The organism is Mucilaginibacter aquaedulcis (assembly GCF_030409325.1).
Lineage (GTDB): Bacteria > Bacteroidota > Bacteroidia > Sphingobacteriales > Sphingobacteriaceae > Mucilaginibacter > Mucilaginibacter aquaedulcis.
This window is the reverse complement of record NZ_JAUFPR010000002.1, coordinates 547,261-566,313: the sequence shown is the minus strand read 5'-3', so window position 1 is coordinate 566,313 and position 19,053 is coordinate 547,261. Positions and strand designations below refer to the sequence as shown.

Sequence of the window (19,053 nt, the reverse complement as noted above, 5' to 3'; positions counted from 1 at the left end):
TCTTTTATAGTAATTTTATTAATCTATTGATTGTCTGTTTTTACTTATTGCAAATTTGCTACATTTTTATTGTCAAAATTTATTATTATAGCATGCCCCTTAATATTGAATTTGTGTATTGATGAAATTTAAACTATTAACAGCATTTCTTTTGATTTCTGGCTTTGTAATGGCACAGAGTTTTAACATAATTCCGCAACCTAAGTTAGTTAATGGAAAGGAGGGCCAGTTCAGCTTTAATAATCATGCTACTATTGGGGTAAATGATACTTCTTTAACTGAACTTGCCCTATACTTTCAAAAAGAAATAGGTAAAGCAAAAGGGCTTTCACTCGCTGTAACAGATAATAAATCTAAAGCGGCTATTGATCTGGTGCTCACCAATACAGCACAATCAACAGGTTCATATAATTTAATAATCAGTCCTGAGCATATTACGGTATCATCATCAAATAAAGAAGGTGTTTTTTATGGACTAATATCCCTTTTACAGCTAATTAAACTTGATTCAATTGGCGATAATGGTAATATTTATTTGCAGGCTTGTGAGGTAACGGATTCCCCACGCTATCAATGGCGCGGTTTGATGCTTGATGAATCAAGGCACTTTTTTGGAAAAGAGAAAGTAAAGCAACTGCTTGACTGGATGGCTTATTACAAGCTTAATAAATTTCACTGGCACCTAACAGATGTACAGGGATGGCGTATCGAGATCAAGAAATACCCCAAATTAGCTACAATAGGTGGCATGGGTAATTACAGTGATACATCAGCCAAAGCAAAGTATTATACCCAGGATGATATTCGTGAGATAGTGGCGTATGCTGCCAATCGGTTTATAACCGTGATACCTGAAATTGATATGCCGGGCCATGCCACAGCAGCTAACAGAGCATACCCTGAATTTACCGGTGGCAGCGTTGCAAACTATCAGAACTTTACCTTTAACCCGGCCAATGAAAATACGTATCAATATCTGGCGGATATTATTAAGGAAACAAATGCATTGTTTCCTGCGCACATGATCCATTTGGGTGGTGATGAGGTAGCATTTGGTATTAAAGCCTGGTCGCTTGATACTGCCATAGCTCATGTTATGGTGAAAAGGAATTTTGAAGGCGTGAACGAATTGGAACGTTATTTCTTTAAACGGATGGCGGATACTGTAAGCAGCCTGGGAAGTAAGGTTTTGGCCTGGGACGAAGCCACCGGTACTGATTTGCCAGCCGACAAGACTATCATTTTTTGGTGGCGGCAAAATTTACCGGGTCAGTTACACCTGGCTTTACAAAAAAAATATCAGGTAGTGTTGTGTCCGCGCTTACCGTTATATTTTGATTTTGTACAGGACACCGGACATGTATCTGGGCCTAAATGGAATGGAGTATTTAATGGAATAAGCAGTGTTTACAATTTCCCGGATACACAAACGCCACCTGAGGAATTGAACAACAAACTTATTATTGGTTTACAAGCCAATGTCTGGACAGAATCAATAGAATCTGAGAAGCGATTGGACTTTATGCTTTTTCCACGAATAGCAGGGTTAGCCGAAGCCGGGTGGACGGCACCAGAACTAAAAAATGAACAAGCATTTAATGAAAGATTAAAAGCCAGTTTTAAGAATTACGATAACGCAGGTATTTATTATTATAATCCTTTCGATCCATCTTTTCATCCTGAAGTAGTAGATTTTGCACCACGGATCAAAATACCTAAGGTTCAACGGTATGCCAGTAACCGTATTTCCAAAAGATCACATGCAAAAGGCAGAGGCAGAAGCAAAAAACAACAAAAAGTTAGTTATGCTTCGGTAGAAAGAATACATAAAAAAAGGAAATAGCCTTTCGGTTATTTCCTTTCAAAAGTGTAAGATTGTAGCTTATTTGTAGGCTGAGATATGTGTTGTTTTTATGCTGAGCACAAATGATTTCCCAACACTTATTTTAACATTTTTATCCTGCAAAAGCGCTATCACAGCCTCGTCTGCCCTAATAGCTTCGTAAAGATCACGTGCTACCGCAGATCCGCTAATATTATTTGTTACCTTGCCATTTTCCATGGTTATATTAAAGGTATAACCTGATTTTCCACGGTCGCCCGCAGACTCAAAATCGGTTATATTTAGCTTAAACTGTTGATCTTCGTTCAAACTCTTTTTTAAATGTAAGCGAATAACGGGCATGTACCTTTTCCAGGTAGTTAAATACTTTCTTTCTTCCATAACTGTATTTTATAAAACAGAGTCTTTGTGAAAATTATTTCTTATGACTCTAAACTGCCTTAAGTAAACCCAGAGATTTAATCCGGATGTTACTATTAAATATTTTGTTTATTTGATAATGTAGGTGAAGGGACCTGCATATCCATAATGGATATTTTTACCACAGGATTCTTCAAAGCTACTTAAAATAAAAGTGTAAAGAGCCATAAATGGTATCATAAAGTTCAGAGCCATGCGTAATTCAACTAAGTTTTATAAAAAATGATCCGTTTATATTCAAAATATAGAAGATCAAGCCTATGTGGTGAATATGTAAAAGCTATTATTCAAATATTAGTAATTTGCATAATCCGAGAATGAGTTAGTAATCTTTAGTTCTATCTCTTTTACTCTTTAAATGTTTTATCATGATAAGAAAGCTAAAACCGAATTATTTTCAAACAGTTAAAATATCCCTATCCTGTTTTTTTGTTTTATTTGTAATTGTTGGCAAAGCAGCACCTTCAATTTATGTTAACCAGGTTGCGTTTGATGCAAAGGGAACAAAAATGGCAGTAATAGGTAATAATGAAAAATTAACTCAAGGCTCTGTCTTTAGTTTAATTAATTCATCTGGTAAAACGGTGTATTCAGGAAGACTTAAAGGGCCACAGCAAATAAATGAATGGGCCAAGGGTACTTACTTCTATCAGGCCGATTTTTCATCATTCACAAAGGCTGGAAAGTATAAAGTGGGCGTTAAAATAAATAGTAAACCATATCTGTCAGATGAATTTGAGATAGGTGAAGATGCTTTGGCTCTCAATACGATTCCATCCATCATCAGTTATTACAACAAGCAAAGAGCCAATACTCCTACAGAATTAGAGGTTGATAAAGCTGTTAAACTATATGGCAGCGATAAAACAGCCGATGTAAGAGGAGGCTGGTGCGATGCATCAGGCGATGTAAGCAAGTACTTTTCACATCTGGCCTATGCCAATTATATGTCGCCCCAGCAAATACCATTGGTTACCTGGTCAATGGTTAATGCGGTACAAACTGTGCCTAAGCTTCTTAATAAGCTTGGCGCTTATGACAATATGGTTAATGAGGCTCTTTGGGGTGGGGATTATATTATGCGTTCCTTATCAAAGGAAGGATACTTTTACATGACTGTTTTTAGTTATTTCAGTAAAGATCCTAATGCACGCCGAATTGTAGGCTTGCGCGCTAACAGCGTTACTACAGATGAATATCAGTGCGCATTTCGCGAAGGCGGGGGCATGGGTATCGCGGCTTTGGCTCGTATTTCACAACTTAAAAAAGATGGAGAGTTTAAATCAGCCGAGTATTTAAGGGCAGCTAAACGAGCTTATAACCATTTGAAGGTAAATAACATCAAATATGATGATGATGGCAAAGAAAACATTATAGACGATTATTGTGCTTTGATGGCTGCTACAGAATTATGGATAGCAACCGATAGTTCATTTTATCACGAAGAAGCCCGCATGCGTGCCCAAAACATTGAAAAACGGATGAGTCCTGCAGGTTATTTTACAGCCAATGATGCTGGCAGACCATTCTGGCATGCATCTGATGCGGGTTTACCTATAATTGCGCTTTGCAGATACCTAAGTAAAGAAAATAATGCAGATGATAGAAATTTAGCATTATTGGTTGTTAAAAAGGCACTTGACTATAACCTGCGTGTAACTGCCGAGGTAACTAATCCATTTGGATATGCAAGGCAAACGTTTAAACTTGGCGATAAAATTCGCGATGGATTTTTTATACCTCATGAAAACGAAACTGGCTGGTGGTGGCAGGGAGAAAATGCACGCCTTGGTTCGTTAGCTACTGCTGCATTGGTTGGCGGTCGTTTGGTTTACCCCGAAAAAGGAAGGTGGGGAGTGAAAAAAGATCTGGCTGTTTATGCATCGGATCAAATATCATGGATACTGGGATGTAACCCGTACAATATGTGTTTTATGTACCAGTTTGGTGAAAACAACGTGCCCTACATGAGCTCAAGTTTTGGGCATGGATCTGGCAAGGGCGGTATATCAAACGGTATTACCGGCAAGGAAGGAAATCCTGATGGTAGCGGCATTGATTTCAAAACGGAAGATAAAGGAAACGAATGGCGCTGGACCGAACAATGGCTGCCACATGCAGCTTGGTTTCTGCAGGCCATTACAGCCATGGTTCAGTCAGAATAAATTTAACAGCCGGCTTTTAAGTTTTAGAACATTTTATTACCTTGAGCATATTAGCACGGTCTAATCAACCGGATGCTAAGATGTTTACAAAGCCCAACCAATCAAGTGCTTTACAGTTATGTAATGCAGCTTACCTATGGCTGCTTAAATTGTATACTATGCTGTTAGCTTTAATGAAAGTTTTTATTTTTCTATGTGTATTAATTATTCCGCTGCGTGGCCCGATTAGGAGGAGAGAATCGAAATATGATGAGCCACCGCGTAGCAATGCTTTTTCAAATTATGGAGTCAATAAACAAGGCTACCTGGAAAAGATGGAGAAAAATGAAAACGACTGATATTAGTAACAACCTGCGTTTTTAGAGCGGGTTGTTACTTTTTATTTTTCTTTGATTGGGCCAAAAGCTCGTTTTGACTTACTCTTGCCAATATGATCTTTTGGATTAGATCAACGGGTAGAGTTTCATTTGGTTTAAAATGAAGTGTGGATCCGGATAGCTTAACCTCTTTTAGCTCATCTTTCATCGTTTTTATCAAACCAGGGCTCATCACATAAAAGCTGCAATACTTTTTGTTAACGCCGATACCTACCAGCATGTAAAGGTATTTATAACATGGAATCTGGTAGCTGATTGATTCTGTTACCTGAGGTGCGGTGTTCAATATAATTGATCGCAGTTCTTCCAACGTGGCCCTAAATTCAAAAGGCTGTTGCGCTATATATTCGTCAGAGTTTTGTGGTGTTGGATAATCAGAACCCCTCATGATATAAATGTAATAAAACTACATGGGAAATTATTGATTGTAAGCCTGCTCTAACTTAGCAATATCGAGCTTTTGCATTTGCATTAATGCTGCCATAACATTGTTTGCCTTTTTACGATCTGTTGCTTGTAATAATTTACTTAATGCAGTTGGAACAATTTGCCACGAAAGGCCGAATTTATCTTTTAGCCATCCGCACTGACTTTCTTGCCCTCCATTGGAGGATAGTTTTTCCCAGTAAAAATCAATTTCTTCCTGTGTTTCGCAGCTTACTGATAAGGATATAGCTTCAGTTAACTTAAACATTGGACCACCATTTAAAATCATAAACTCTTGTCCTCCGAGCTCAAATGTAGCAACAAGTATTGTTCCTGCAGGTTGAGGCGCACCTTCGCCATAGCGGCTAACATTTTTAATTTTTGAGTTTTTAAATAAAGAAGTATAAAAATTGATAGCCTCTTCAACTTTACCGTCGAACCATAGGCAAGGGATAATCTTTTGCATGATAAATTCTCCTTTTAAATTTTTTGCTGTGGTTTATTTATTGATTTTGATATATCAAAGTTACCCGAAGTTGTATGATTAAAAGGGTGTGAATATGACAATATAGAGGGGGGATTGCGTAATCTGTGACTTACATCAAAAACATAAAACTATAAAGCCCGATCTGTTGAACAGGTCGGGCTTTACATCCTTTAATGGATAAGTATTAAAACTTAATCGTCACGATGATTATTTAAGTTAGGCATTTTTTGATTTTGCTCCAGCGTATGGTAAAGTTGATATAAAAATAACCATGCCTATACCAAAAGTAATAAATCCGCCGTAAACAATTCCTGCAGACGCATCAATTCCGCTAATAGAGTCAGCAGGGTTAAACGCGTGATTTGGAGTGAAAATGAAGTAACCGGCTATAATTAATATGCCTACTGCTGTGATCAAAAGCCCTAATGTTTTTTTCATGTTATTTATGTGTAGCTACAATACAGCAAATGTATAAACTTTAATTTAATCAACAAACATGAATCTGCTTAAAGATAGGCAAGATCAAGTTTTTTCAAGATCGATCCCCACGTTTAGGGATTGATGAAGCAAACAATTATTTACACTTTTGCCTAAAAATTAACTTTATTTTTAAGTTGCGTTAGCCACGCATAACTTAAACAGATTTATCATGCACATAAAACAAATTAAAATCATTGCGCTATTACTTGTTGCTTGTTTAGGTGCCTGCAAAACTCCGGGCGGGCAATCAAGAAATGAACCTGATCTGAAGGCATTCTTAAAAGATAGTTCTACAAAAGTACAAGATGGTGGTGTTCAGGTTGTATCCATCAATACACCCCAGGGTAAGTTTAATGTCTGGACAAAAAAAATAGGTAACAATCCTAAAGTTAAAGTATTACTGCTCAATGGTGGCCCAGGAGCTACACATGAATATTTTGAATGCATGGAAAGCTTTTTACCGGCTGAAGGTATTGAGTTTATTTATTACGATCAATTGGGTACTGGCAATTCTGATAATCCGAAAGATACTGCCATGTGGAGTTTGCCGCGCTACGTAGAAGAAGTAGAACAGGTAAGGCAGGCATTAAAGCTTGATAAAAATAACTTTTACTTGTTAGGGCACTCTTGGGGCGGCATTCTGGCGTTGGAATATGCATTAAAATATCAGCAAAATTTAAAAGCACTGATTATATCAGATATGATGGCGAGCTGTCCAGATTATGGTAAATACGCCAATGAAGTGTTAGCTAAGCAATTTGATCCGAAAGTTTTGGCGCGTATAAGGGAAATTGAAGCTAAAGGTGATTTTCAAAATCCTGAGTATATGAAATTACTTATTCCAAACTTTTATGAAAAGCATATATGCCGCATTCCGGCAGCTGAATGGCCTGAACCTTTAAATCGTTCTTTAGGTAAAATCAATGAGTCATTATATGTAACCATGCAAGGCCCCAGCGAGTTCGGTATTTCTGGTAAATTGCTTAAATGGGATCGCAAAGCCGACTTGCCGAAAATTACGGTTCCAGCGTTAAGTATTGGCGCCAAATATGATACTATGGACCCTGAACATATGAAATGGATGGCCACTCAGTTTCAAAACGGCAGCTATTTGTATTGCCCAAATGGCAGCCACATGAGTATGTATGATGATCAGCAAACTTATATGACCGGTTTGATCAAATTCATAAAAGGTGTGGATGCAGGTGAAAAGAAAATAGCACTGTAATCAGTTGTTAAATAAAAAATCAAAAGCTCCGAATGTGTTCACATTCGGAGCTTTTGATTTTTTACAGAATTTTAAATTATTTTGGCAGCTCTTTCATAAATTCCAATATATCTTCCCCAATTTCCTGGGCGTGAGTTTCCAGGGCAAAATGGCCGGTGTCATAAAATTTCACCTTTGCATTGGGATTATCTTTTTTATACCCTTCAGCTCCGGCAGGTAAAAAGAACGGATCTTTATTACCCCATACAGCTAACAACTTTGGCTTTTTATCTCTAAAGTAAGCCTGAAATTTCGGATATAAGGCAACATTTGTCCGGTAGTCAAGCATCAGGTCAAGCTGAATATCCAAATGGCCGGGCTGATCAAGAAAATGCTGATCCAGTGTGTAAGTTTCAGGTTCAATTAATGAAGTATCTGCCACACCGGTTAGGTACTGAAATTTAGTCATCTTAAGAGATACAAAATCCTTTAATGTATCACGGTTAGCCTGTGATGGATCATTCCAGTATTTTTGAATGCTACTCCATGCGGTGCTCAATCCTTCTTCATAAGCATTGCCGTTTTGCGATATGATACCGGTTATTTTTTCGGGGTTTGCCAGGGCCAAACGCAGGCCGGTAGGGGCACCGTAATCAAAGATATAAATGGCAAATCGTTTAAGTTTTAAATTATCGATAAAACCTTGCATGGAATTGGCGAGGTTGTCAAATGTATATTTAAACTTAGTATGATCAGGCGAATCTGTGAAACCAAAGCCAGGCAGGTCAGGTGCTATTACGTGGTATTTCGTGGCAAGTATAGGTATCAGGTTACGGAACATAAATGACGATGTAGGGTAGCCATGAAGTAATAATATAACAGGAGCATCTTTAGGGCCTGCTTCGCGGTAAAAAATATTCAAATCGTTTACCTGAACATTGTTGTAATAAATGGTTGGCGTTTTCATATGATTGTTTTTGAGGTTGTTTAATTGCTGCCCATATATAGGTAAGATACCTATCAGTATAAGTAGCAGTGTTAAAGGATGTTTCATTTGTTTCTGATTATTTTATACAACAAATTTAATCTGTACATTTGATTATTAAAAACGATTAATAATAATTTAATAAATCATAAAAAGAGATAAATGAACACTCATGATCTTAAAATATTTGAGGCAGTAACTACTCATGGAAGTTTCACTAAAGCTGCCGAAGCCATGTTTACGGTACAATCAAATGTTACAGCCCGGATAAAAAGCCTTGAGGAAGAATTTAATGTCAATTTATTCAAGAGAACATCCCGGTCGGTTGAATTAACACAGGCCGGTGAAATATTTATCCAATTTTGTAAAAAGCACAACCATTTAACTGAAATACTCAAACAGGAACTTTCAAATAGCAATAAGCTATCCGGCTCACTTAAAATTGGATGTATCGAAACAACTATGGCACTCAAAGTACCCGGGGTAATTAATGAATTTACCGATAAATACCCTGAGGTTGAATTAAGCTTTAAAGCTGATAATTCTATTAACCTTATTAATGACATAATTAATTACAAGCTTGATGCTGCTTTTGTGGCCGCACCTGTTACCTCGCCAGAGTTAAATGTTCATTTGGTAAAAGAGGAGCAACTGGTCATAGCAATGGCCGAGGGGCATCCTAATTTACCTGAATATCTGGCTAATGGTAAGGTTAAAATTGTGGTTTTTGATATAGGGTGCAGTTACCGGCCTAAACTTGAATCATGGCTTAATATCAAGGGAGTATTTAATTATCAGTGTACAGTGCTTAATACTTTAGAAGGTATTATCAATTTTGTTGAGGCAGGCATTGGAATAACCATATTACCACAGGATTTGGTTAACCAGATATACTATAATCGAAAATTAAAGACTCAGTCTATTGATGGCGAACAGGGGAGGTTAACTACAGTTATTGCATACAGAAATGATGTTCCGCAATCAAATGCTATGAAAGTGTTTATGGATTTATTTTAATCATAAAGCATGCCCACGTTTTTATAAGTTTGGGAACCCGGTTGATGGGATAAACATGACCTTATTGAAAAAGTACCTGTAAGGCTTACATGGCTTTTATTATTTTGTGGTATAACAACCTTGGCTCAGAATGCTAAGCCTTCGGTTGAGCCGGGTGTATCGCTGGAGCTTGCCAGTTACCGGCGTAGCCTGATCTGTGATTTACGGTGCAAGCTCAGGCGGTACTGGCTTTTTTAATAGTGCTGTTACGAATGAACAGGAACGACATTAACGCGCCTAAAAAAGCAAGTATTGCAGACAGTCGCATTACTTTTGCATAAACATCTATAAAGCTATTATGATAAAGTTTCTTAATTGCTTTTTGGTAATAGTTGTTAAACCCTGGCGGTACTTTGGCATCGCCTAAATTAGCAGCCTGAGCCATTACTATTTGTTTTTGCTGGGTATTTAAGGGTATTTGCTGTACTTGATTTTCCAAAGCAGTTGTAAAAAACAAAACCGCTAAGGCTCCTAATATGGCATTGGCAAACACGTTAGATATACGTGTAAGTGCATTATTTACCCCTGAGGCCGTTCCTGAAAAGTTATCGCTCACTGAACCCATAACTGCCGTAGTAAGCGGGGCCACGGTGAACGACATTCCTAAACCGAAAACAATAATACCCGGAAAAAAGGTTGTCCAGTAATCAGCAGCGCCGTTGGTTTGTGTTACAAATGATAATATCAATAAACCAAGGCCGGTTGTAGCAGGGCCTACTATAAGTAATAAGCGGGGGCCATGCCTGTCGGCAAGGACACCTGAAAAACGGGCCATGATAATCATGAGAATAGTAAAAGGTAAAAAAGTAAGGCCCGATTGTAGCTGACTATAACCCTGTACCTGCACCATATTCAATGACAAAAATAACATACCCGCACCTAATCCAGCATAAAGAAAAAATGTAAGCAGGTTTACACCGCTAAACGTCATATTGGTAAATAAGTGCAGCGGCATCATCGGATGCAAACTTTTGTTTTCGATATATATAAATGCAAGTAACAAAATTATGCCGCCTGTTAGTGTGGTATAAACTTGCCAATTGCCCAAACCTACAGCCGGTGCACGCAAAAAGCCAAAAGTAAGTGCTGCCAAACCCAGCGCTATGGTTATGGCACCTGGTAAATCAAGATTGGGACCTCGCTCGTCAGATCGGCTTTCTTTTACCTTTTGCCAAAGAATTAAAAGGGCCGCGATACCTATAGGGATATTAATAAAAAATATATACCGCCATAAACCGGCATCACCAAAAGCTCCGCCAAGTACAGGGCCACCCAAGGTTACTACTGTAGTAAACGCCGACCATGTACCAATAGCCTTACCCTTTTCGCTGTCATGAATAGAGGAGGAGATGAGCGATAAACTCCCGGGTATCATCAGGGCGCCACCAATTCCCTGTAACATACGGCATACGATAAGCAGTGTTACACTTGGGGCAAAGCCGCAGGTAGCAGAACCCAAAATGAAAATAAAAATGCCGATCATGAATATTTTTTTTCGGCCTAATTTATCTCCTAATGTTCCGCCAATCAAAATAAGGGAAGCCAGCATCAAAAGGTAAGCGTTCAATATCCAAAAAAGATCTGTACCGGTTGCGTTTAAACTTTGCTGTAATGAGGGTAATACCACATTAAGCGCAGTTCCATCTATAAAAGCCATGGCCGAAGCCATGATGGAAGATACCATGATCCACTTACCCTCTGGGCTATTAAGAGCAACTGTTGCCATAAAATAGGTTATATGTAAATATAGTAAACAAGAAGGATGAAAGCGCTTATCTCGTCTGTAATTTACCGTGGCTGAATATGCGGATAAATAGGCTTAAACCTTACGTATGTTCGTATAGAGGGAGTAAAAGAAAATGTCCGGATTTTAATGACCCGGACATTTTCTTTTTATTCAATTACCAAGAGCTTATTGCTGGTTATGCTCAAAATTGATCATCCACAGTATGCCGTACTTATCTTTAAAACTACCAAAATAAGCTCCCCAAAACATATCAGCCATGGCCATCTCAACTACACCACCTGCAGATAAGCTATTGAATAAATGGTCGGCCTCTTCGCGGCTTTGCGGGTGCAGTGAAATATATACATTATTACCCACATCCAATTTATGACCTGCCGAAGGCATAATGTCAGATGCCATTAAAACGGTGTGCTCATCAATAGGCAGAGCAATGTGCATAATCCTGTTTTTTTCATTTTCAGGAAGTTGTTCAGCATGCGGCATATCAGCCATTTTGTGAACAGCCCGAAACTCTCCGCCAAAAACAGATTTGTAAAAATTGAATGCTTCTTCGGCTGTGCCATCGAAGTTCAAATAAGGGTTCATTTTTGCCATAATAAAGGTTATTTAGTATCGTAATTAAAAGAATTAATGTGAAATATTTGTTGCTTTTAAAATAAATTTAAATCAATAGTTTGGTGTAGATAGAGGTAGTTATGTTAAATAATGCCCCCCTTAATATATCAAACACTAATTAATATATTCATTTTCAATAGCATTATTTTCAGGAATGCGTTTGATATTAGGATTTGAAAAAACTTGACTAATTTTAACTATTATATAATAAGCCTTATCGACAAGAAATGTATAGTTAAAACCGGTAAGTCAAATTATTTTAGGTGTTTAATATCGGTTGATATAATACTTATAAATTTAACTAAATCCATTAGATTTAGTCTGCATTAAACCATGGAAAACTTAAACGATTTGAATGAAAAACCTAACCTGCAAAAACAGCATGTAACGGAGCTGGAAATAAGCGAGGCAAGGTTACATATGGCGATGGCCTCAACAAATCTGGGTACATGGGATTACTATCCGCAAACGGGCAAACTGGATTTGAATACCGAAAGCAAAAAAATACATGGATTATACACCGATGAATCTGTTGATCTTAATAAATTTTTAAGTCATGTTCACCCTGCCGATAAGGCAACCATACAACAAAATATAGACCATGCGTTAAACAACATAACTAACAATACTTTTGATATTACACATCGTATTGTACGTTTTAATGATAAGAGTACAGGATGGGTCAGAACACAGGGAACCGTTTATTTTGATGAGTATCAAAAAGCCAAACGACTTGTGGGTATTATCCTTGACCTTACAGAAGCTAAATTGGCCGAAGAAAAGAGCGCGAAACTCGCCGCTATAGTAGAGTCATCAGATGATGCAATTATCAGTAAAACACTTGATGGTATTATAACAAGCTGGAATTATGCTGCTGAACAATTATTTGGTTACACTGAAAATGAGGTTATTGGAAAACCAATTACCATATTAATACCTGAAGACAGACTTGAAGAAGAAAAGCTGATACTGGATAGGATTCGTCAAAGTAAAAAGGTTGACAATTATGTTACTTTTCGTGTAACCAAGTCGGGTTTGGAAATACCTGTTTCGTTAACCATTTCACCCATTAAAAACAGTAGCGGCAAAGTTATCGGTGCTTCCAAAATAGCCCGTAATAATGCCCGGCAAAAGATGGCAGAAGCACAGTTGTTACGTTACGCCGAAAATTTGGAATTATTGAATGCAGTTGGTAAGGTTATTTCTGAAAGGCTTGATGTTGAGGATATTTTGCAGAAGGTAACAGACGCTACTACACAATTAACGGGTGCTGCTTTTGGAGCTTTCTTTTATAATAAATTAGATGATAGAGGCGAATCATATATGCTATTCGCTCTTTCCGGAGCTCCGAGAGAAGCTTTTGAAAAATTTGGTATGCCGCGCAACACCGCTGTTTTTCATCCTACTTTTATGGGCGAAAGTATTGTACGCTCAGACGATATTACTAAAGATCCAAGATATGGCAAGAGTGCTCCTCATTTTGGTATGCCCAAAGGGCATTTACCGGTTGTAAGCTATTTAGCTGTACCGGTAATATCAAAATCGGGTAGTGTAATAGGCGGGTTGTTTTATGGACATCCGGATGCCGGCAAATTTACGCGCGAACATGAACAATTGGTTTCAGGGGTGGCTACCCAGGCAACGGTTGCACTGGATAATGCCAAACTTTATGAAGAAATACAAAAACTCAACGACAAAAAGGATGAGTTTATAGGCTTGGCCAGTCATGAACTCAAAACACCGGTAACCAGCCTTAGCGGATATTTACAGATATTGAACCGTACACTTTCAGAAACAGATCGTAACAAACCCTTTGTTCAGAAAGCATTACGGCAGGTTAATAAACTTTCAGAATTAATTTCCGATCTTCTTGATGTTTCAAAAATAGAAACCGGTCATTTGCCTTTATCTTTCACAAAATTTGATTTAGTACAATTAGTACTGGAAGTAATTGAGTTAACACAATATACCACCAAAACTCACCGAATTGTGATGTGTCCGGAGGTAGAAAGTATAATGGTTTTTGCTGACAAGCAACGCATTGAACAGGTTATCATTAACTTGCTTTCCAATGCCATTAAATATTCACCCAATAAAATGCTGGTTAATGTAATTGTTGGGATTAATAATGATAGAGCTCGTGTGGCTGTTCAGGATTTTGGAATGGGAATTCATCAGGATCAGCAAGAGCGTGTGTTTTCCAGGTTTTACCGGGTTGAAGAATTAGCGGCACATATATCAGGCCTTGGCATTGGGCTTTATATTAGTAAGGAGATCATCAATCGTCATAACGGGAAACTATGGCTTGAGAGTGAAGTTGATAAAGGTTCAATTTTCTCATTTGAGATCCCTGTAAAACAATAAGGTATTTAGCTTATTACCGCAGCTCCTTTTTTCTTGAAATCTGTTGGATTAACACCTTTATACTTTTTAAATATCTTATTCAGATGACTTTTGTCTGCAAATCCAAACTCATCGGCAATTTCGCTTACGCGCATGTTACTATGTAGTAATCGGTTTTCAATCAGTTTAAGCTTATAATTTAAAATGTATTGCTGCAGAGTTTCATTGGCGTGCTTTTTAAAATAGCTGCCCAGGTAGCTTTCCGCTATGCCAAAGTGTTTGCTTATATGATCTAATCTTAACTTTTCGGGATAGTAAATATTAGTTTGGATATAGTTTAAGATACTGATCGCTTTTTCTTCGCTTGCCTCGCTAATTTTCTCGGGAAATACCTGACTGATGTTTCTGGCAATAATTACCAATACGGTATTAACCAGCTGTGAAATCAATTCTTTGTGGTATAAAGAATGATTTAAATGCTCGTTAATGATCATTTCCATCAAATGGATGATCGATCTCTTGTCGGTTTCGGTTTTTAAAATGCAGCCAGGTTCGTGTTTTGCATTCTGCAATATCATTTCCAGCCTATCGGTAAGCTCCTTCTCCTTTTTTGATGATTGAACGAAAATGTTATTGAACCTGATAAAGAAAAACTGGGTGGGTTCTTCAATTTTAAAGATATGTGAATCGTTAGGAGCTACCAGGAATAGGTTGCCAGCTTTATAATCAAACTCAATGCCGTTAATGCTTTGCCTGCCTGTGCCCGAAACTATATAAATAAGTTCAAAAAACGTATGGGTATGTAAGCCGCGTGGGCATTCGCCCAGCAGTTCTTTTAATACCAATTCAAAGGGTTCGCACAAATGATCCTTAACCATGAAAAGTACACCTAATACATGTAAAAATACAATTTTATTGATTCACTTATGTTGAACTTTGATCATCAAAAAGAAACGATAAAAAATATAACAAAATGAAAGCACTTGTTTTAGAAAGCTTTAATACTCCATATCAGTTAAAACAAATTGATAAACCTGCAGCTGGTAAAGGGCAGGTATTGGTTAAAATATTGGCCAGCAGTGTAAATCCGCTTGATATTAAGATCAAGGCTGGGCAGGCCGGGCATGCAAAAGCAGTTTTGCCCGCTGTACTTGGAATAGATATGGCGGGGGTAGTAGAGGCAGTAGGCGAAGGGGTAACCTCTTTTGCACCTGGCGATGAGGTATACGGATTAACAGGAGGTATCGCGGGTATACCTGGAACTTTGGCTGAATACGCTGCGGTTGATGCGGAGTTACTTGCTTTAAAACCCAAAAACCTCAGCATGCGCGAAGCCGCAGCTTTGCCATTGGTATTCATAACAGCCTGGGAAGGCTTGGTTGACCGGGCCAATGTAAATGAAGGAAAAACTGTACTGGTTCATGGTGGTGCTGGTGGTGTTGGCCATATCGCGGTTCAAATAGCAAAAGCATTGGGAGCACAGGTTTTTTCAACTGTTGACGCGGCTAAAAACGAGGTTATTAATGCTTACGGCGCTACTCCAATCAACTATAAAAGTTTAACGGTTGATGAATATATACAACAATATACAGGCGGAGAAGGCTTTGATATTATTTTTGATACCATTGGCGGCGAAACGCTGGATGCTTCTTTTAAGGCTGCTAAACAATATGTGGGACACGTATTAAGTATATTAGGATGGGGTACTCATAGTTTGGCGCCCTTATCTTTTCATGGTGCTACTTATTCAGGTGTGTTTACACTTTATCCTTTAATAACAGGCAAAGGCCGTAAACACCATGGCGATATTTTAAGGGAAGCCACTAAATTAATAGAGGGTGGTAAATTAAAACCACTGGTTGACCCTGAAAATTATACACTTGAAACAATTGCCGAGGCTTATGACGCTCTGGAGCAAAGTAAAGCGAAAGGCAAAGTTGTTGTCAATATAAATAATTGATCCCGTTTACAACTTCACAAATTCGGTCGGTAATTGTTTAACTGGCTGAATTTGTATATGTCTGAAATAAACCTCGGCACCTTCAGATTGTATCTGAATTTTTCCTTTGGTCAATGGAATTACTTTACCATTTTCAAGTTGCCTGTTATGGTACAATATCATGACCACCTTTCCATTAACAACATGTACGCTGGTATCGCCATGTGTGTACAAGTCTAAGGTATTCCATTCACCTGATGGGTTTTCTCCTTCACCCAGTTTAATACAATGACGTCCTTGCTTGCTTTGCTGACTAAATTCGGTAAGCGTTCCTTTTGGACTATATACATAAGCTGTATCTGACTTTTTAACAGCCGGTATATCGGCCATACCCCCGGCACACCCCCAATAATCGCCGCAATTGCCCTCTTCAATCTGAAATTCTTGTCCACGCATCCAGGCGGCATAATCAGCACCATATTTACCTACCGAGTTGTACAAAAGTCCGCTATCTTTATGTTTACCTTTTTTTTGACCCCATGAAAGCGCTCCCCATTTAAACTGTAGCTGAAGGTGATAGTTTTCATACTCGTTCTTAGTAATCATGGCCCCCCAGTTTTGACCTGAGATACGGATTATATTTTCTTCATCTTCTTTAACCACCGTAAAAACATGTCTGGGATCATTATTCAGACCAACAGGATTATCGGTGATCGGCTTTCCACTGTCATCAAGATCCGGACCTATGTAAGTATCCCAGCCGATTAAGTCACTTCCATTAAATAATTGTTTCCACGAGTCGCTTCCATTGTTAATGGTAAAGCCAAAAATTAACGTACCAAGGATCAATGATAAAATTAATTTAACTGATTTCATGTGAATAAAAGATTTAACTATTGGGTTGAATAAAACCGGTTATTACAGCGAAAGTTTTTTTTAATTATAAAACCATATCTAATATAGATAATTATTATTTGTCTTCTAATATTATCGTTCAACCAGGGTTGTTAATAAATATCTAATTTAAAACCTTAACAAAAATGATTAGTCGTAACCACTGTAAGTAAGATAGGTTAAGTAGTTTGTTTATTGCCGGGCTTGATTATCTTTGAGCCTATACCTATCAAAATCCTATGAAAATCCTATGAAAAAGATCAGTTTATCTTTAGTGATGCTTCTCTTAGCGTCGCTGTTTATCTTCTTTAAAAAGCCTGATACAAAGCCAAAGGATAACAGGCCTAATATTGTGCTGATCATGGCCGATGATCTTGGATTTTCAGATGTAGGATGTTACGGATCAGAGATACACACACCAAATATCGATTACCTCGCCGCTCATGGTATTAAGTTTACCCGCTTTTATAATACATCCCGCTGTTGCCCAACACGGGCATCGCTTTTAACAGGTTTATATAATCAAAGGGCAGGCATTGGCAACATGACCGATAAGGAAGATGAACTTGGCTATCTTGGTCATTTATCGGAGAACTCTATTACTCTTGCCGAGGTATTAAAAAGTGCAGGTTATCATACAGCCATGTCAGGTAAATGGCATGTTTCCAATACTATTGGCCAAAAAGATGCCAAAGAACAAATGAAATGGCTAAATCATCAAAGTGAGCATCCCGAATTTTCACCTCTGGCACAATACCCTACTAATAGAGGATTTGAAAAGTTCTTTGGAACAATCTGGGGCGTAATTGATTATTTTGATCCATTTAGTTTGGTTAGCGGTACCACGCCAATAAAAGATGTACCCAAAAACTATTATCATACAGACGCCATTAATGATACTGCCGCCGCTTATATAAAGCAATTTAGTAAGGATGGTAAGCCTTTCTTTTTATATGTTGCCGAAAATGCACCTCACTGGCCTTTAATGGCATTGCCCGAAGATATTGCCAAGTATAAAGATACTTATAAGATAGGGTGGGATAGTATTCGCGTTCGTCGTTACAGGCGGTTAGTAAAAGCAGGTATTATTGATCCTTCAAAAGCTCCGCTTTCTACCCGTTTTCAAAACGATTTGAAATGGGAAAATAACCCTGATAAAGAATGGGATGCCGCGGCTATGGCGGTACATGCTGCCATGATTGATAGGATGGATCAAGGTATCGGCCGTATTATTAAAGCATTAAAAGAAAGTGGTAAATTGGATAACACGCTGATTATATTTTTAAGCGACAATGGCGCCAGTAATGAGAACTGCACTGCTTATGGCCCTGGTTTTGATCGACCCGACCAAACCCGATCCGGAGAAAAAATTGTTTATGACCTTAAAAAGCAGATTATTCCCGGTTTAGAAACGTCTTACGCATCCATTGGACAAAGGTGGGCCAATGTGGCCAACACACCATACCGGTATTGGAAAGCAGAATCATACGAAGGAGGAGTACATACACCCATGATCGCTTATTGGCCAAAAGGTATCACCGCAAAACCTGGAAGTGTATCCGAACAATTAGGCCATGTAAAGGATTTTATGGCCACTTTTATAGAAATTGCTAAAGCAAAATACCCTGCGCAATACAAAGGGCATTCCATATTACCTACTCAAAGCATGAGTTTAGCTGCTTCATTTAAAGGGAAAACAACAGCTGATGAACCTTTGTTTAATGAACATTACGGGGCGCGCTACGTACGCTATCAAGGCTGGAAGATGGTATCCTTAGCTAAAGATAGCACCTGGAGCCTATATCGTATTAAAGATGATGAAACCGAAAACAATGATGTGTCTGTAGCGAACCCTGATAAAGTGAAACAACTGGCTGCTATGTGGCATAAATGGGCCGCTGAAAACAATGTATACCCTAAGCCGCATCATTAGCAAGCATTATTACTAATAATTTATTTTTATTTAATTAATATTTTATTATTTAATACAATGTGTAATTTAAAGGTTTTATAGTTAAATATATTCTTTAATATGATTCTAATTTTTAATATTGCTCTTTGTTAATTTA

General features: G+C 38.0%; 16 protein-coding genes. 7 read left to right on the top strand and 9 right to left on the bottom strand.

The features are described from left to right. The first annotated feature begins 121 nt into the window (after positions 1 to 121). Positions 122 to 1,843 carry a beta-N-acetylhexosaminidase gene (locus QWZ01_RS07040; RefSeq protein ID WP_290322590.1) on the top strand — a complete coding sequence of 574 codons (1,722 nt, stop codon included), beginning with the start codon at positions 122 to 124 and terminating at the stop codon, positions 1,841 to 1,843. 39 nt (positions 1,844 to 1,882) lie between these two features. Here the strand turns inward: QWZ01_RS07040 and QWZ01_RS07035 are convergent, their stop codons facing one another. Continuing rightward, positions 1,883 to 2,224, bottom strand: coding sequence for a hypothetical protein (locus QWZ01_RS07035; RefSeq protein WP_290322589.1), 342 nt, complete (start codon positions 2,222 to 2,224; stop codon positions 1,883 to 1,885). 407 nt (positions 2,225 to 2,631) lie between these two features. Here QWZ01_RS07035 and QWZ01_RS07030 point away from each other — a divergent pair, with 407 nt between their 5' ends. Beyond that, positions 2,632 to 4,428, top strand: a complete 1,797-nt coding sequence (locus QWZ01_RS07030) for a glycoside hydrolase family 9 protein (protein WP_290322588.1) — start codon at positions 2,632 to 2,634, stop codon at positions 4,426 to 4,428. 372 nt (positions 4,429 to 4,800) lie between these two features. Here QWZ01_RS07030 and QWZ01_RS07025 read toward each other — a convergent pair whose 3' ends face one another. The 3 genes from QWZ01_RS07025 to QWZ01_RS07015 form a co-directional block, all read right to left on the bottom strand. After that, positions 4,801 to 5,193: an iron chaperone gene (locus tag QWZ01_RS07025; protein WP_290322587.1), complete on the bottom strand. Its 393-nt coding sequence runs from the start codon at positions 5,191 to 5,193 to the stop codon at positions 4,801 to 4,803. A 30-nt stretch (positions 5,194 to 5,223) separates the two neighbouring features. Continuing rightward, positions 5,224 to 5,697, bottom strand: coding sequence for a VOC family protein (locus QWZ01_RS07020; protein ID WP_290322586.1), 474 nt, complete (start codon positions 5,695 to 5,697; stop codon positions 5,224 to 5,226). A gap of 237 nt (positions 5,698 to 5,934) precedes the next feature. After that, on the bottom strand, positions 5,935 to 6,156 hold the full coding sequence (locus tag QWZ01_RS07015) for a hypothetical protein (RefSeq protein ID WP_290322585.1): 222 nt from the start codon (positions 6,154 to 6,156) through the stop codon (positions 5,935 to 5,937). A 211-nt stretch (positions 6,157 to 6,367) separates the two neighbouring features. Here QWZ01_RS07015 and QWZ01_RS07010 point away from each other — a divergent pair, with 211 nt between their 5' ends. After that, positions 6,368 to 7,426, top strand: a complete 1,059-nt coding sequence (locus QWZ01_RS07010) for a proline iminopeptidase-family hydrolase (RefSeq protein WP_290322584.1) — start codon at positions 6,368 to 6,370, stop codon at positions 7,424 to 7,426. Between the two features lie 76 nt (positions 7,427 to 7,502). On the opposite strand, the gene QWZ01_RS07005 is transcribed toward QWZ01_RS07010, so the two are convergent. Next, on the bottom strand, positions 7,503 to 8,459 hold the full coding sequence (locus tag QWZ01_RS07005) for an alpha/beta fold hydrolase (RefSeq protein ID WP_290322583.1): 957 nt from the start codon (positions 8,457 to 8,459) through the stop codon (positions 7,503 to 7,505). 93 nt (positions 8,460 to 8,552) lie between these two features. Here QWZ01_RS07005 and QWZ01_RS07000 point away from each other — a divergent pair, with 93 nt between their 5' ends. Continuing rightward, positions 8,553 to 9,407, top strand: a complete 855-nt coding sequence (locus QWZ01_RS07000) for a LysR family transcriptional regulator (protein WP_290322582.1) — start codon at positions 8,553 to 8,555, stop codon at positions 9,405 to 9,407. Positions 9,408 to 9,621: 214 nt separating this feature from the next. Here QWZ01_RS07000 and QWZ01_RS06995 read toward each other — a convergent pair whose 3' ends face one another. After that, a complete protein-coding gene (locus tag QWZ01_RS06995; RefSeq protein WP_290322581.1) occupies positions 9,622 to 11,172 on the bottom strand; it encodes an MFS transporter in 1,551 nt (516 codons plus the stop codon). Positions 11,173 to 11,358: 186 nt separating this feature from the next. Beyond that, on the bottom strand, positions 11,359 to 11,787 hold the full coding sequence (locus QWZ01_RS06990; RefSeq protein ID WP_290322580.1) for a VOC family protein: 429 nt from the start codon (positions 11,785 to 11,787) through the stop codon (positions 11,359 to 11,361). A gap of 354 nt (positions 11,788 to 12,141) precedes the next feature. Here QWZ01_RS06990 and QWZ01_RS06985 point away from each other — a divergent pair, with 354 nt between their 5' ends. Further along, positions 12,142 to 14,172, top strand: coding sequence for a sensor histidine kinase (locus QWZ01_RS06985; protein ID WP_290322579.1), 2,031 nt, complete (start codon positions 12,142 to 12,144; stop codon positions 14,170 to 14,172). Between the two features lie 5 nt (positions 14,173 to 14,177). On the opposite strand, the gene QWZ01_RS06980 is transcribed toward QWZ01_RS06985, so the two are convergent. Further along, a complete protein-coding gene (locus QWZ01_RS06980; protein ID WP_290322578.1) occupies positions 14,178 to 15,029 on the bottom strand; it encodes an AraC family transcriptional regulator in 852 nt (283 codons plus the stop codon). A gap of 95 nt (positions 15,030 to 15,124) precedes the next feature. On the opposite strand from QWZ01_RS06980, the gene QWZ01_RS06975 reads away from it, so the two are divergent. Continuing rightward, positions 15,125 to 16,111, top strand: coding sequence for a zinc-dependent alcohol dehydrogenase family protein (locus tag QWZ01_RS06975; protein WP_290322577.1), 987 nt, complete (start codon positions 15,125 to 15,127; stop codon positions 16,109 to 16,111). Positions 16,112 to 16,117: 6 nt separating this feature from the next. Here QWZ01_RS06975 and QWZ01_RS06970 read toward each other — a convergent pair whose 3' ends face one another. Next, entirely contained in the window at positions 16,118 to 16,966 is an 849-nt protein-coding gene (locus QWZ01_RS06970; RefSeq protein WP_290322576.1) for a 3-keto-disaccharide hydrolase, read from the bottom strand. A 268-nt stretch (positions 16,967 to 17,234) separates the two neighbouring features. Here QWZ01_RS06970 and QWZ01_RS06965 point away from each other — a divergent pair, with 268 nt between their 5' ends. Further along, positions 17,235 to 18,917, top strand: coding sequence for an arylsulfatase (locus tag QWZ01_RS06965; protein WP_290322575.1), 1,683 nt, complete (start codon positions 17,235 to 17,237; stop codon positions 18,915 to 18,917). The last annotated feature ends 136 nt before the right edge of the window (positions 18,918 to 19,053 follow it).

Excerpts from the sequence above, each read along its gene's own strand:
- QWZ01_RS07000 (WP_290322582.1), top strand. The coding sequence starts at position 8,553 with ATGAACACTCATGATCTTAAAATATTTGAGGCAGTAACTACTCATGGA.
- QWZ01_RS07015 (WP_290322585.1), bottom strand. The coding sequence starts at position 6,156 with ATGAAAAAAACATTAGGGCTTTTGATCACAGCAGTAGGCATATTAATT.
- QWZ01_RS06970 (WP_290322576.1), bottom strand. The coding sequence starts at position 16,966 with ATGAAATCAGTTAAATTAATTTTATCATTGATCCTTGGTACGTTAATT.
- QWZ01_RS07025 (WP_290322587.1), bottom strand. The coding sequence starts at position 5,193 with ATGAGGGGTTCTGATTATCCAACACCACAAAACTCTGACGAATATATA.
- QWZ01_RS07005 (WP_290322583.1), bottom strand. The coding sequence starts at position 8,459 with ATGAAACATCCTTTAACACTGCTACTTATACTGATAGGTATCTTACCT.
- QWZ01_RS07010 (WP_290322584.1), top strand. The coding sequence starts at position 6,368 with ATGCACATAAAACAAATTAAAATCATTGCGCTATTACTTGTTGCTTGT.
- QWZ01_RS06990 (WP_290322580.1), bottom strand. The coding sequence starts at position 11,787 with ATGGCAAAAATGAACCCTTATTTGAACTTCGATGGCACAGCCGAAGAA.
- QWZ01_RS06995 (WP_290322581.1), bottom strand. The coding sequence starts at position 11,172 with ATGGCAACAGTTGCTCTTAATAGCCCAGAGGGTAAGTGGATCATGGTA.
- QWZ01_RS07040 (WP_290322590.1), top strand. The coding sequence starts at position 122 with ATGAAATTTAAACTATTAACAGCATTTCTTTTGATTTCTGGCTTTGTA.
- QWZ01_RS07020 (WP_290322586.1), bottom strand. The coding sequence starts at position 5,697 with ATGCAAAAGATTATCCCTTGCCTATGGTTCGACGGTAAAGTTGAAGAG.
- QWZ01_RS07035 (WP_290322589.1), bottom strand. The coding sequence starts at position 2,224 with ATGGAAGAAAGAAAGTATTTAACTACCTGGAAAAGGTACATGCCCGTT.
- QWZ01_RS06965 (WP_290322575.1), top strand. The coding sequence starts at position 17,235 with ATGAAAAAGATCAGTTTATCTTTAGTGATGCTTCTCTTAGCGTCGCTG.
- QWZ01_RS06975 (WP_290322577.1), top strand. The coding sequence starts at position 15,125 with ATGAAAGCACTTGTTTTAGAAAGCTTTAATACTCCATATCAGTTAAAA.
- QWZ01_RS06980 (WP_290322578.1), bottom strand. The coding sequence starts at position 15,029 with ATGGTTAAGGATCATTTGTGCGAACCCTTTGAATTGGTATTAAAAGAA.
- QWZ01_RS06985 (WP_290322579.1), top strand. The coding sequence starts at position 12,142 with ATGGAAAACTTAAACGATTTGAATGAAAAACCTAACCTGCAAAAACAG.
- QWZ01_RS07030 (WP_290322588.1), top strand. The coding sequence starts at position 2,632 with ATGATAAGAAAGCTAAAACCGAATTATTTTCAAACAGTTAAAATATCC.